General features: G+C 31.5%; 26 protein-coding genes and 1 pseudogene. All 27 read left to right on the plus strand.

What is annotated here, in order from left to right; all coding sequences use genetic code 11:
* Nucleotides 1–432 (plus strand): annotated as a pseudogene (locus tag VIM70_RS08145) (HNH endonuclease); the annotation flags it as partial.
* Nucleotides 433–557: 125 nt separating this feature from the next.
* Complete coding sequence (locus tag VIM70_RS08150) at nt 558–779, plus strand: hypothetical protein (protein WP_331945255.1); 222 nt, start codon at nt 558–560, stop codon at nt 777–779.
* Nucleotides 780–803: 24 nt separating this feature from the next.
* Nucleotides 804–1,112 carry a hypothetical protein gene (locus VIM70_RS08155; protein WP_331945256.1) on the plus strand — a complete coding sequence of 103 codons (309 nt, stop codon included), beginning with the start codon at nt 804–806 and terminating at the stop codon, nt 1,110–1,112.
* Complete coding sequence (locus tag VIM70_RS08160) at nt 1,112–1,423, plus strand: hypothetical protein (protein ID WP_331945257.1); 312 nt, start codon at nt 1,112–1,114, stop codon at nt 1,421–1,423. Before VIM70_RS08155 ends, VIM70_RS08160 begins: the two co-directional genes overlap by 1 nt.
* 269 nt (nt 1,424–1,692) lie before the next feature.
* A complete protein-coding gene (locus VIM70_RS08165) occupies nt 1,693–2,874 on the plus strand; it encodes a transposase (RefSeq protein ID WP_331945258.1) in 1,182 nt (393 codons plus the stop codon).
* Nucleotides 2,875–3,163: 289 nt separating this feature from the next.
* A complete protein-coding gene (locus VIM70_RS08170) occupies nt 3,164–3,397 on the plus strand; it encodes a hypothetical protein (protein ID WP_331945259.1) in 234 nt (77 codons plus the stop codon).
* Nucleotides 3,398–3,539: 142 nt separating this feature from the next.
* Nucleotides 3,540–4,103 carry a tyrosine-type recombinase/integrase gene (locus tag VIM70_RS08175; protein WP_331945260.1) on the plus strand — a complete coding sequence of 188 codons (564 nt, stop codon included), beginning with the start codon at nt 3,540–3,542 and terminating at the stop codon, nt 4,101–4,103.
* A 24-nt stretch (nt 4,104–4,127) separates the two neighbouring features.
* Nucleotides 4,128–4,355 (plus strand): hypothetical protein, encoded by a 228-nt coding sequence (locus tag VIM70_RS08180; RefSeq protein WP_331945261.1) that lies wholly within the window; start codon nt 4,128–4,130, stop codon nt 4,353–4,355.
* Between the two features lie 175 nt (nt 4,356–4,530).
* Nucleotides 4,531–4,806 carry a hypothetical protein gene (locus VIM70_RS08185; protein WP_331945262.1) on the plus strand — a complete coding sequence of 92 codons (276 nt, stop codon included), beginning with the start codon at nt 4,531–4,533 and terminating at the stop codon, nt 4,804–4,806.
* A gap of 66 nt (nt 4,807–4,872) precedes the next feature.
* Entirely contained in the window at nt 4,873–5,055 is a 183-nt protein-coding gene (locus VIM70_RS08190) for a hypothetical protein (protein ID WP_331945263.1), read from the plus strand.
* A 61-nt stretch (nt 5,056–5,116) separates the two neighbouring features.
* Nucleotides 5,117–5,320 carry a hypothetical protein gene (locus tag VIM70_RS08195; RefSeq protein WP_331945264.1) on the plus strand — a complete coding sequence of 68 codons (204 nt, stop codon included), beginning with the start codon at nt 5,117–5,119 and terminating at the stop codon, nt 5,318–5,320.
* Nucleotides 5,321–5,364: 44 nt separating this feature from the next.
* Nucleotides 5,365–5,601 (plus strand): hypothetical protein, encoded by a 237-nt coding sequence (locus VIM70_RS08200; RefSeq protein ID WP_331945265.1) that lies wholly within the window; start codon nt 5,365–5,367, stop codon nt 5,599–5,601.
* 48 nt (nt 5,602–5,649) lie between these two features.
* Complete coding sequence (locus VIM70_RS08205) at nt 5,650–6,069, plus strand: hypothetical protein (protein ID WP_331945266.1); 420 nt, start codon at nt 5,650–5,652, stop codon at nt 6,067–6,069.
* Between the two features lie 46 nt (nt 6,070–6,115).
* Nucleotides 6,116–6,310, plus strand: coding sequence for a hypothetical protein (locus tag VIM70_RS08210; RefSeq protein ID WP_331945267.1), 195 nt, complete (start codon nt 6,116–6,118; stop codon nt 6,308–6,310).
* 36 nt (nt 6,311–6,346) lie between these two features.
* Nucleotides 6,347–6,631 (plus strand): hypothetical protein, encoded by a 285-nt coding sequence (locus VIM70_RS08215; RefSeq protein WP_331945268.1) that lies wholly within the window; start codon nt 6,347–6,349, stop codon nt 6,629–6,631.
* A gap of 80 nt (nt 6,632–6,711) precedes the next feature.
* Nucleotides 6,712–6,966 carry a hypothetical protein gene (locus VIM70_RS08220; RefSeq protein ID WP_331945269.1) on the plus strand — a complete coding sequence of 85 codons (255 nt, stop codon included), beginning with the start codon at nt 6,712–6,714 and terminating at the stop codon, nt 6,964–6,966.
* A 22-nt stretch (nt 6,967–6,988) separates the two neighbouring features.
* Nucleotides 6,989–7,117, plus strand: a complete 129-nt coding sequence (locus VIM70_RS08225) for a hypothetical protein (protein WP_331945270.1) — start codon at nt 6,989–6,991, stop codon at nt 7,115–7,117.
* Between the two features lie 61 nt (nt 7,118–7,178).
* Complete coding sequence (locus VIM70_RS08230; protein ID WP_331945271.1) at nt 7,179–7,385, plus strand: hypothetical protein; 207 nt, start codon at nt 7,179–7,181, stop codon at nt 7,383–7,385.
* 41 nt (nt 7,386–7,426) lie between these two features.
* Nucleotides 7,427–7,588 carry a hypothetical protein gene (locus VIM70_RS08235; RefSeq protein WP_331945272.1) on the plus strand — a complete coding sequence of 54 codons (162 nt, stop codon included), beginning with the start codon at nt 7,427–7,429 and terminating at the stop codon, nt 7,586–7,588.
* Between the two features lie 28 nt (nt 7,589–7,616).
* Nucleotides 7,617–7,784, plus strand: a complete 168-nt coding sequence (locus tag VIM70_RS08240; protein WP_331945273.1) for a hypothetical protein — start codon at nt 7,617–7,619, stop codon at nt 7,782–7,784.
* Between the two features lie 114 nt (nt 7,785–7,898).
* Entirely contained in the window at nt 7,899–8,702 is an 804-nt protein-coding gene (locus VIM70_RS08245) for a helix-turn-helix domain-containing protein (RefSeq protein WP_331945279.1), read from the plus strand.
* A gap of 5 nt (nt 8,703–8,707) precedes the next feature.
* Nucleotides 8,708–8,866 carry a hypothetical protein gene (locus VIM70_RS08250; protein WP_331945274.1) on the plus strand — a complete coding sequence of 53 codons (159 nt, stop codon included), beginning with the start codon at nt 8,708–8,710 and terminating at the stop codon, nt 8,864–8,866.
* A gap of 107 nt (nt 8,867–8,973) precedes the next feature.
* Nucleotides 8,974–9,912 carry a site-specific DNA-methyltransferase gene (locus VIM70_RS08255; protein WP_331945275.1) on the plus strand — a complete coding sequence of 313 codons (939 nt, stop codon included), beginning with the start codon at nt 8,974–8,976 and terminating at the stop codon, nt 9,910–9,912.
* Between the two features lie 70 nt (nt 9,913–9,982).
* Nucleotides 9,983–10,213: a hypothetical protein gene (locus tag VIM70_RS08260; RefSeq protein ID WP_331945276.1), complete on the plus strand. Its 231-nt coding sequence runs from the start codon at nt 9,983–9,985 to the stop codon at nt 10,211–10,213.
* Between the two features lie 204 nt (nt 10,214–10,417).
* A complete protein-coding gene (locus VIM70_RS08265; RefSeq protein WP_331945277.1) occupies nt 10,418–10,564 on the plus strand; it encodes a hypothetical protein in 147 nt (48 codons plus the stop codon).
* A gap of 89 nt (nt 10,565–10,653) precedes the next feature.
* Entirely contained in the window at nt 10,654–10,809 is a 156-nt protein-coding gene (locus VIM70_RS08270; protein WP_331945278.1) for a hypothetical protein, read from the plus strand.
* Nucleotides 10,803–10,936 (plus strand): helix-turn-helix transcriptional regulator (locus VIM70_RS23415; RefSeq protein WP_414648689.1); only part of this gene is annotated, 134 nt, incomplete at its 3' end. The genes VIM70_RS08270 and VIM70_RS23415, both read left to right, overlap by 7 nt.

Consider the following 10,936-nt stretch of genomic DNA (forward strand, 5'->3'; position numbering starts at 1 on the left):
GAACTATATCCTATTGTAAGTCTAACCTATGGGTATATCACTAAAAACACACGGATCAGAAACAAACTACCAAAAGAACATCGGGTTGACGCACTGTGCATTAGTGGTAATCCTAAAGCCAAAAGATTGAACTATTTCTACTTCTCTAAGAAAGTAAGATGTCACAACAGGCAAATCCATAAAGCGAACATCTTAAAAGGTGGCATCAAAAAATTAAACCAAGCACAATTTGAGGTGAAAGGGTTTAGATTGTTTGACAAAATTCAGTATCAAGGAAAGCTATATTATATCTTTGGAAGGAGAAACAGCGGTTTCTTTGACATTAGAACTTTAGATGGGACTAAGGTAAACAAAGGTAGTGTAAACTGTAAAACGTTCAAACTAATTGAGAGAAGAAAAAGTCTATTAACGGAGAGGAGGATGGCGGGTTAGGTATGCGTAACTGCATTCCTCCACTACCCTAAAGGGATAGTGGTTTCCTGCCTAGCTTTTATGAGAATACTATTTCAATCTATAATATAGTATGGTATAATAATTAAGAATGGAGTTGGGTTATTATGGATAATGAAATATTAAAAGAGATTCTTGCAGAGTTAAAAGAGCATACAACTATCCTTAGTGGTCATTCAACTATCCTAAGTGGCAACACAACTGAACTACAGAGCATTAGTCAATGTGTTAAGAAAATAAAAGAGGATATATCAGAAATCCAGACAACAATTGACAGGTATTCAAGACTAGAAAAGCGAATCGAAGTGCTTGAGAAGAAAGCTGGTTAGTGGAAAAAAGGGAGGGACGAATTGATGGAAAACGAGAAGTTTCAAGAGTTTATGGGGGATCAATTTGCCAAGATGTTCACAGAGATGCAAAAGGTAAGTGGGAAAGTGGATGGACTAAGTACAAGGGTAGATGAACTAAGTACAAAAGTAGATGAACTAAGTGATAGTCAAGTTCGCATGGAGAATAAATTTGATGAACAAATAGCCGTGTTACATGATTTTAGAACTACCCAAGAGGAAGTAAACAAAACTGTTATCGAAAGACTAGATCGAATTGAGGTAAAAGTAGAGGTTTTACAGATTGAAACTGCACATATAAGAAGGGTAAAGTGATGGATGATAACGAATTTCAAAAATTAGTATTGGATAGTTTTAAGGAAATTAATGAAAATTTTAAAACTATGGACAACAATTTCAAAGAGATTAATGGCAAATTATCAGAACATGACCAACAGTTCAAAACTCTAACAGAAAAATTAATAGAGCATGATCAACAATTCATAGACATCAAAGCTCTTGCTAGTCAACATCATAAGGAACTCGAAAAGGTAGCAGTACAAGTGGAGAATTTAGTCGTTGGTCAAGAAGCATTGCAAGATGATATGGACTATTTGCTTAGGCGTTCTTTAAGGAAGAAAATATAGAAAATAACCATATAAACTATTGTAATGTTAAATAATTTAATGTATAATAACATATAAATAATTTTAAGAAAGAAGGTGTATGTAAATGATGAAATTAATTAATTCAATCGTCCTCTCATTCTTCAAACAACAATCAGAAACATATGAAGAAAGATGGAACAGGACTTACTTCTCTAAGTAAAACAAACTATAAAATAATGTAAGGTGGTGTTGCTTTATTTAACATAACCAAGAGTATGAACATATCATTAAGGAGGGGGATGAGGAAAATGATAAAGGGAATCAAGATAATGCTTGTGCCTAACAATAAACAAAATACTTTAATGTTTCAAAATGCTGGAACTGCAAGATGGGCATATAATTGGGCATTAGGTAGAGAAAAAGAGAATTATGCTAATGGTGGTAAGTTTATTTGTGATAATGACTTGAGGAAAGAATTGACTCAATTGAAGAAAACCGATGAACTTGGTTGGTTAAATAGTGTTTCTAATAATGTACCAAAACAGGCAATTAAAGATGCTTGTGGTGCTTATCAGAGATTCTTTAAAGGTCAAGCTAAATTCCCCCAATTCAAAACCAGAAGAAAATCCCCTCCTAAATTTTATCAAGATAATATTAAAATTCAATTCACAATGACTCATGTTAAATTTGAAGGACTTGCAAAGAGTAAAAAAGAAAACAAACAAAAACTTAATTGGGTAAGATTAGCTGAACACGATAGGGTTCCTTTTGGTAAAGATATTAAGTATATTAATCCCAGAATATCGCATGATGGATTAAATTGGTTTATTAGCGTAGGGATAGAATATCCTGACAGTATTGATACACCAATGAATAAAGAAATTGGAATTGATTTAGGGATTAAAGATTTAGCAATATGTTCCGATGGTAAAATTTATGGCAATATTAACAAAACTAAAAAGATGAAACAATTAGAAAAGAAAAAGAAGAGATTGCAAAGACAAGTTTCTAGAAAATATGAAGATAACCGTGATGTTTTAAAATATATTAAAACCAAGAATATTATTAAGTTAGAACTTAAAATTAGAACTGTTCAGCATAAATTAAATGGTGCTAGAAATAATTACATTCAACAGACAACTTCTGAGATAGTAGGACGAGAACCAAGTCATATCACTATTGAAGACTTGAATGTAAGCGGAATGATGAAAAACAAACATCTATCTAAGGCAATTCAACAGCAAAGTTTCTATGAATTCGGAAGACAATTAAAATATAAAGGATTATGGAATCATATTGAGATAAGGATTGCTGATAGATGGTATCCAAGTTCAAAAACTTGTCATGAATGTGGTCAGATTAATAAGTTATTGAAATTAAGTGATAGAGAATGGGCTTGTACCGAATGTGGAAGTATTTTGGATAGGGATCTTAATGCTTCATTAAATTTAAGAGATACTGAGAGATATGAAATATTTAAAGTTAGTTAATTGTAATAAAATACCCATTCGTTAGTGGGGAGTTTAAGCCTTTGGAGTGTTAAACAACTTGAGTAGCAATAGTAATATTGCAAAAAAGAACATGATGAACAAGGAATGAAACATAGGGTTATAAATTATTTTATAACTTCTTATAAGTTTTTAGTAACGGTTATATTGCTTTTGATGTTCCTAAAGGCGTAACTGGATTTAATATGGAGGCTACTGGTGGAATGACAGGCAAACCTATTATTCTCAAGATTAACTAGTTAATTGCTTAAATTAGAAAGGAGTATTAATGATGAAAGAATATTTACGATATGCTTCAATTATATCTGCAATTGTGTTTGCCATAGCTGGAATTATGTTGTTACAGATCAAAACTGTATCAGGTACTAGTGTAGCTGAACAATATTATCATTATGTGGGAATTATGTCATTTGGTATGGGTATATTCTCTAGTGGTATTTTGGGTGCTTTGCAATGTTTACTCCCCGAACCTGTTGTAGTTAAGGAAACTTCAAGTGAAGATTAAAAATAACAAAGATGGCGTGAATAAGTGATATAATAAGAGATAAATCTCAGTTTAATTACTGAGATTTATTTTTTATATGGTATTGACTTATATTATATATATGTAGTATAATAAGTTATAAGGAATTGAGAGGGTGTTGGAGATGAAAAAAGTTTATCCAGTAGAACAAAACCAAATAGCAAATATCAGAAAATCAATACATCATGGAACATTTGGTGATAGGAATGAATTCTTATTATTGCTTCTATTAAATACAGCACTTCGGATCTCAGATGCATTAACTATTACAGTAGGTATGGTTAGGAATAAAGAATTTCTTGAGATTATTGAAATGAAAACAAAAAAGCATAAACATTTCCCTATGAATATTTTTCTAAAAGATACCATTAACGAATACACTAAGGACATGGAAGATAATGATTTCTTGTTTGAAGCAAGAGACAAAGATAAAGATGGTAACAGCAGACCAATATCTCGAATGCAAGCCCATCGTATTTTTAAAGAAGCTACTGAGAAGGTTGGTTTAAAGAACTGCGCAGCTCATTCATGGAGAAAATCTTATGCCCGTGGATTGTATGAGAAAACTAAAGATTTGAGTTTGATTATGAGATTATTAAACCATAGTAGCGAAGCAATGACATTGAAATATCTACATCTCACAGAAGAAAGAGATAATGAAAGGATTATGGATTTCTCATTATTTTAAGATTTTTAAGAAGGAGGAATTATCATGAGTGAAAAATCGGATGACAGAAAAAGATTTCTGCTTAGAATATGGGATGGGTTAAGGAGCTTCATAATTGGTTCGATTCTATTTTCACTTTTCTGGACTGCTTGTATTGATTATATACAATGGAATTTACCAAGGATGTTTATTGATATTGGAGCGTTGGTTATAGTTTGGGATTATATTGATGTAAAATTGAAGACTAATAAAGAGGAGGTTAATAAGGGGTGACTAAGAATAATAATGGACTAGGTGATTGGTTGGGTATTTTTATGGGGACTTTCTTCGTATTCGTATTCTTTGCCTCATTTGGTTATTACCTGATGGGTGCAATATTATCCTTTGTGTTTGTTTTCTATTGTTTATACAAAGTGTTAGAGAAATGAGCTAGGAAGGTTAGGTGCAGATGATGAATAAATGGGATAAAGATAAGAAGTTATTTATATTTGGTTCTGTCGGTACAATTGCACTTATGATAATACTTACCTTCATATTAAAAAATGAATTTGCCTTCGTAATAGCATTTATACCATACAATATTTATCTTTTCTTCGGTTGGCGTAGGCGCAACAGTCCTAAGGACAGAAAAGAAATGTATAAGGTTGTAATAATTTTATTGCTCATACCTTTTGCCATAGCTGTCATGATATGGAGCTTAAATTCTAATACTGCAATGTATTAAGAGGTTATCTAAAGAGTGATAAGATCAAATGCTGATTTCATTTTATAAGAAAGGAGAAATTACATAATGACAAGAGGTAATTTTAAACAAAACATAAGCAACATAGAAGATTATGTATTTGGAATATACGAAGAACAAATTGCAGAACAAGAATATTTAAAAGACGATTGGCTTTATCAATATTTACCTTGGATCGTAGGCACAGTGGCAATTGGATTTATATTAATTGTGGCAACTATAAAATTCTAGGAAGAAGTTAAAGACAATACTTTCAAATGTTAATTTTAATGGCATGAAAGGAGATAAATAAATGATAAGTGAAGAACAATTAAGAGCTAGGGTCAAGTATTTGCTGAACAAGCAAAGATATTTAGAAAAGGACATTCATTATGCAGAGGTAGACTATATAGATATTAGTCAGTCAAGAGAAAATTTAGATTCCGTTAAATATGAACTAGATATATTACATTATGTTTTAACAGGCATAGAAAATGAATCAATGTTTAGTGACTAGAATGAAAAACCGATTTCGAATGTTTAGAAGGGAGAAATACATAAATGAAAATATCAGAAGACATGCTAAACTTCCCAGAAAAATATATACCAATTGGTTTGTATTGTCATGGAAGAATGAAACCACAAATGGAAATATGTCCTTTCTGGGATAATGATGAAACAAAACATAAACAAGAAAACGGCTATTGCCATTATCTAAAACAAGGTGATTGGGATCTTGGGTATACAGGATTGCTATGGGACATGTACAAAGAATGCGATATAAAATTAGATGACTAGTTTACCCATTCAAACGGCAATTTTAATTGAGAAGGGAAGGAATATATAGTGATTAAACCTAATAAAGTTGATGAACAAATAATATTCTATTGCAAGAATTGGTTTGAACATATCGACATAGTTGAGGATATAAAAAAGATAATGGGTTATTACTATGTTAGTGATCCTATTTATTATGATGAGCAGGATGTATTAGATAGAGTATTTAAAACAGCTTCTCAATGTGTACCTGTTGAACATTTTCAAGAAAGAGTAGTTAATTTATTCAGGAGAAATAAAACAGTTAGTAGGTTAGATATGATTCAAAGTATTTGTGGGTTACTTTGTGGACTAAATACTAATATGTGGGGTGGAGAAGTAATAATTGAAATGACTGAACCAAATTATGAAATACTACCTAAAAGAGTAAATATTGAAGTGACTCCAGAAGAATGGAATAATGGTCACTGGGATGACTCAGGAGATTAATAACCCATAAATCATCACATTCATAGGAGAGAAAGGAATTAACAATATGAAATGTATTCCGAGCAAAACAATACAAGCAATGGATTACCGCAAATTAGTTAAAACATTTGAAAGAGAAGTAAATGAATATGGTGGTAAAAGGTTTGATGCTCTTGGTGGAATTGAACCTATGTATAATCAAAACAGGATCAATATGCTTAGGAATGAATTATTTAATAGGTTAAAACTTGTCACCATATAAATGACAACATTTATGGGATAGAAAGGAATAGATATAATGTATAGTAGCAGTTTAGACTATTGGTATAAGAAAGGAAGTAAATCAGTAATGGAAGAATTAACATTTGAGATAACTGACATTGTTATTCAACGGAGCATGGGTGGTAGAACTAATTTAAGAGCAAAATGCATCCAAGATAATATGTTGCTTGATATAGAAGTCATGAATACACAGAGAACTAATAAAGATTTCGTAAAACAAAAATTTATTGAAGAACATAGTAGAATGCTAAAATTAAAAGAAAAGCATAAAGATGATATTATTATTGGGACTGTCCTATAAATTACATCTTTTATGTGATTTGACTTCTGCTTACTAATAATATATAATGTTATTATAGTTAGTTTAGGAGATGAGTACAGATGAGTAAGAAAACTATTATGAGCCAAAAACAACTTTTAAACATCATATATAGCAGTGATGAATTTAAGAGATATGGGACATCAATAAGTAGAGGAATTATTAGTGGCATCGAAGGAATGCCATCTTCAAATAGCATTATTAAAATACTGGGTACTACGAATAGATTCTTGATTAAAAGTATTCTTGAATTAAACAAACCAACAATGAAGCAAGAAATAGTTATGTTCCCAAGAGAACAATGGATTATGTATTAATTATTGAAGGGAGGTGAAACACATGCAAAAATTCATTAGTGAATTAAGTGCAGTCTGGAATACATTTTCAGATGAAACTAAGGGGAATTTAGCAACATTAATTGCAGGTAAAAAGAATAGTGCTAAATTTACAGAGTATCTAAATAAATAAGGTTACATATAAGGGGGAGAGAAATCTCCTCTTAAAATCATATAATAAGGAGATTGATAAAATGTTTAAAAAGATAAAGCAATTATTTTGCAATCATACTTATATATTAGATGTATGGCAGGATCATATAAGCGTAGGAGATAAATACAATAATATAGTGAGTGCTAAAATAGTTCTCAGTTGTTCAAGATGTAATAAAGAGGTAATTATTTACGATAAATGGTCTAGGCATATAAATTGGTTAAGAGGAGTTGGTACAAATAACTAATCTAGATTAAAAGGATTCATTTAAAGGAGGAGGGGATACATATGAAAAAATGGTCATGTTCCGCATGTGGTAGAGAAATAGAAGTCTATGACGATTATGAAGAAGAATATTGTTGTGATGGTATGTGGTGTGGATGTCAGGGAAGAGAAATTAATCCTGTATTTTGTAATGAATGTGAAGAAATGATTCATGGAAAACATTAAAACTGTTCTTTTAAGGGAGGGATAAATAATGACTACATATAAAGTATATTTTGATTTTATACAAAACATATGCAAATGCAAAGAATACGGTTTTGAAGAAAATATAACAGTTGATACTTGCAGACATGAAAAAAATCATCCTAAAGGTTGTAGTTGGGGAAATTGCAATGAAGTTGTATGTCCGTTACTAAAATAATACCCCACGATAAAAATCATAGTTTATCGGGTAAAGGAGGTGGTTTAATGACAAATTGTTGGTTCTGTGGTGCTGAGATAAATTAAAGTAAATACTATAAGGATGTGAATTATCATAAAGAAGGAGCAACAGCAGAGAGCATTACTTTTTATAGACCAAGGTCTTACTCAAAAACAAATAGCAGACCAATTAAATATTCATGAGATGACAGTATACCGTTGGTGCAAGAAAAACGGCATTAAAAGTAAGGGCAATGGGTCTAATCTGCGTAATAAAAGAAGTGGTAAATTATTGTTTGTAGACACTATACATAAAACAAATGATAAGAAGTGGATTTGGCTGTGCCAATGTGATTGTGGAAATACAATTTATTTGCTAAGTAAAGATTTTAATGTAGTCAAAGATTGCGGTTGCAGCAGTGGGGTCTTAAAACGCAAATCACTTAACAGGCATCTATTTAACGGTGTGTTTAAAACTGAAACAAGGCTATATGGAATATGGCGTGGTATGAAAACAAGATGTACTATTAACGATAGTTTTACGCACTCATGGGATAGATATGGTGGTAGAGGGATAAGAGTATGCTTTGAATGGAGTAATTCAGAAAATGGGTTTTACAACTTTAAGAAATGGTCGAATTCAAATGGTTATACGGATAAACTAACTATAGATAGGATTGACAATGATGGTAACTACGAGCCGTCTAACTGTAAGTGGTCTACCAATAAGGAGCAAGCAAGAAATAAAAGTACAAATGTTTTAATAGAATACTTAGGTGAGATCAAGCCTATGTGCCAATGGTGCGAGGAATATGGGATATCAAAAGATACATTTAGGGTTAGAATTAAAAAGCTTAATTGGACATTAGATAAAGCATTAACAACACCAGTTGCTAAATATAAAACGGGAAGGAGTTAAAGATAATGACAAGATGCTATTGGTGTGGAGCACCTATGATTTGGTGTGATGATTCTACATATGAAGACTTATTGTTAGAAGGAGAGGGAATTATAGCTACTCTGAGCTGTACTATTTGTAGTGCAAGTGCTGATTTCTATAGTGGAACTGAAGAAGATAAATAATAAATAAGGAGTGAATTAACATATATAATATTAACGATATTACGAATACAATTTTACAAGGTAATGTACTAAGTGAACTGAAAAATATTCCAGACAATACAATAAATATGGTAATTACTAGTCCTCCATATTGGGGATTAAGAAATTATAATACAAACTCTCAAATTTGGGATGAAAATAAGAATTGTGATCATGAATGGGAATTTGCTAAACCAAGAAGGCAAAGAAGTAATAGTGATATAGTAGATAAAAATAGTAAGCAAGCAACTCAAAACGCAAGTGCATTCAATTCTTCTGGTGGTGAGTTTTGTACAAAGTGTGGAGCATGGAAGGGAGAATTAGGATCAGAGCCAGCATTCAAACTTTACATAAAACATATGTGTGATATTTTTGATGAAGTAAAAAGAGTTCTTACTCTAGATGGTACTTGTTGGGTTAATCTTGGTGATACATATGCAGGTGGAAAAGTAAACGATATTGTGCCTAACAAAAGCTTATATTGTATTCCTGATAGGTTCAAAATTGAAATGATTGATCGAGGATGGATATGTAGAAATGATATTATTTGGCACAAACCTAATGCAATGCCATCAAGTGTCAAAGATAGATTCACTGTAGATTATGAAAGATTATTCTTTTTTACTAAAAGTAAGAAATATTACTTTGAACAGCAAAAAGAACCTGTGAAAGATAGTTACTTTGGGAAACGTGGTAGTAGTAAAACAAGGACTAAATTCCAAAGTGCAATGTGTGGAGATAAAAGTGATACAGTTACAAAATACATAGAGAGAAATAAAAGGTCAATGTGGTCAATAAATACTCAACCATTAAAGGAAGCTCATTTCGCAGTATTCCCAGAAGAGTTGGTAAAGACACCAGTTAAGGCAGGATGCCCTGAGAGTGGAATAGTGATGGATATATTCATGGGAAGTGGTACAACTGCATTAGTGGCTAAAGGATTGGACAGAAATTACATAGGTATTGAATTAAATCCCGAATACATAAACATTGCTAAAAACAGAATAGAATCTATAAGTAATAAATAATTTATAATACACCCTTGTAATTACATGCAGGGTGTATTATAATGTAATTAAGGAATAAACATTAAAGGAAGTGACACAAATAAAACATATATGGCTAAAGAATAATGAAGGATTAAAAGAAGAAATTCCTTTCAGTATTGATATGTGGTACAACCGTCACGATAAATCATGGGTAGTACAATTAAAGGATGAAGATAATAATCAATTAGGAGATTCAACTTATGTCCATTCAAAACCTGAAGCTGTAAGTCATGTTAATTGGTTGAAAGAAAAATATAACGTGCCACTTATTAGAACTTGAAATACTTCGAAATAATACATTTAAGCTATTTATAGTCTAGCAAATTGAAGCATTTGGGAGTATAATAGAGCATGGTGGAGGTGTTATTTATGTGTGAATGTAAAGGTTGTGAACAATTCCCATTTGGTTGTGAAAGTCCAGAATGTTTAACTGGTGAAGATGTTGTAATACGTTAAAAGTTTAGTTTGAAAGGAGGGAACAAATATGTATCGAATATTTAAAATGATTGATGATGATATGGCTAAAAGTATTAGCTATGAAGTATATAAAGATGATGCAATTATATTTTGTATGAAGATGAATGGTGGATATCCCAAAAATGAAAACCCATACTTTTTTATAAAGGAATAAAACACGCATTTAATGTGGTCGGCTTGCATATAATAACATATAAATAATATATTATTAGTTCTTGTATTAATATGAGGAGGTATGGTATAATGAATAAAGACCAAACTTCAGAAACATTTTTACTTGAGGCAATCAAATTTCTTGAGTTAGCAGCAGACCAGTATAGTAGAATTCCACATGTGGCAATTATGAGGATCAAGAGTATTATTGAAGAACTGGAAGAAATAATTGAGGAGGTATGTTAGTGACTAAATCAATTGGTGAGCGCATACGAGATTTACGTGATGATAATGATTTCAAGCAAGGCGAATTAGCAAAATATATTGGTGTATCTAGGCAAGTTCTTTCAAATTGGGAAAGAGGATATACTCC

It is taken from the genome of Clostridium sp. (assembly GCF_036569345.1).
Classification (GTDB): Bacteria; Bacillota; Clostridia; order Clostridiales; family Clostridiaceae; genus Clostridium_AD.

Excerpts from the sequence above, each read along its gene's own strand:
- VIM70_RS08150 (WP_331945255.1), top strand. The coding sequence starts at position 558 with ATGGATAATGAAATATTAAAAGAGATTCTTGCAGAGTTAAAAGAGCAT.
- VIM70_RS08155 (WP_331945256.1), top strand. The coding sequence starts at position 804 with ATGGAAAACGAGAAGTTTCAAGAGTTTATGGGGGATCAATTTGCCAAG.
- VIM70_RS08160 (WP_331945257.1), top strand. The coding sequence starts at position 1,112 with ATGGATGATAACGAATTTCAAAAATTAGTATTGGATAGTTTTAAGGAA.
- VIM70_RS08165 (WP_331945258.1), top strand. The coding sequence starts at position 1,693 with ATGATAAAGGGAATCAAGATAATGCTTGTGCCTAACAATAAACAAAAT.
- VIM70_RS08170 (WP_331945259.1), top strand. The coding sequence starts at position 3,164 with ATGAAAGAATATTTACGATATGCTTCAATTATATCTGCAATTGTGTTT.
- VIM70_RS08175 (WP_331945260.1), top strand. The coding sequence starts at position 3,540 with ATGAAAAAAGTTTATCCAGTAGAACAAAACCAAATAGCAAATATCAGA.
- VIM70_RS08180 (WP_331945261.1), top strand. The coding sequence starts at position 4,128 with ATGAGTGAAAAATCGGATGACAGAAAAAGATTTCTGCTTAGAATATGG.
- VIM70_RS08185 (WP_331945262.1), top strand. The coding sequence starts at position 4,531 with ATGATGAATAAATGGGATAAAGATAAGAAGTTATTTATATTTGGTTCT.
- VIM70_RS08190 (WP_331945263.1), top strand. The coding sequence starts at position 4,873 with ATGACAAGAGGTAATTTTAAACAAAACATAAGCAACATAGAAGATTAT.
- VIM70_RS08195 (WP_331945264.1), top strand. The coding sequence starts at position 5,117 with ATGATAAGTGAAGAACAATTAAGAGCTAGGGTCAAGTATTTGCTGAAC.
- VIM70_RS08200 (WP_331945265.1), top strand. The coding sequence starts at position 5,365 with ATGAAAATATCAGAAGACATGCTAAACTTCCCAGAAAAATATATACCA.
- VIM70_RS08210 (WP_331945267.1), top strand. The coding sequence starts at position 6,116 with ATGAAATGTATTCCGAGCAAAACAATACAAGCAATGGATTACCGCAAA.
- VIM70_RS08215 (WP_331945268.1), top strand. The coding sequence starts at position 6,347 with ATGTATAGTAGCAGTTTAGACTATTGGTATAAGAAAGGAAGTAAATCA.
- VIM70_RS08220 (WP_331945269.1), top strand. The coding sequence starts at position 6,712 with ATGAGTAAGAAAACTATTATGAGCCAAAAACAACTTTTAAACATCATA.
- VIM70_RS08225 (WP_331945270.1), top strand. The coding sequence starts at position 6,989 with ATGCAAAAATTCATTAGTGAATTAAGTGCAGTCTGGAATACATTTTCA.
- VIM70_RS08230 (WP_331945271.1), top strand. The coding sequence starts at position 7,179 with ATGTTTAAAAAGATAAAGCAATTATTTTGCAATCATACTTATATATTA.
- VIM70_RS08235 (WP_331945272.1), top strand. The coding sequence starts at position 7,427 with ATGAAAAAATGGTCATGTTCCGCATGTGGTAGAGAAATAGAAGTCTAT.
- VIM70_RS08240 (WP_331945273.1), top strand. The coding sequence starts at position 7,617 with ATGACTACATATAAAGTATATTTTGATTTTATACAAAACATATGCAAA.
- VIM70_RS08250 (WP_331945274.1), top strand. The coding sequence starts at position 8,708 with ATGACAAGATGCTATTGGTGTGGAGCACCTATGATTTGGTGTGATGAT.
- VIM70_RS08255 (WP_331945275.1), top strand. The coding sequence starts at position 8,974 with ATGGTAATTACTAGTCCTCCATATTGGGGATTAAGAAATTATAATACA.
- VIM70_RS08265 (WP_331945277.1), top strand. The coding sequence starts at position 10,418 with ATGTATCGAATATTTAAAATGATTGATGATGATATGGCTAAAAGTATT.
- VIM70_RS08270 (WP_331945278.1), top strand. The coding sequence starts at position 10,654 with ATGAATAAAGACCAAACTTCAGAAACATTTTTACTTGAGGCAATCAAA.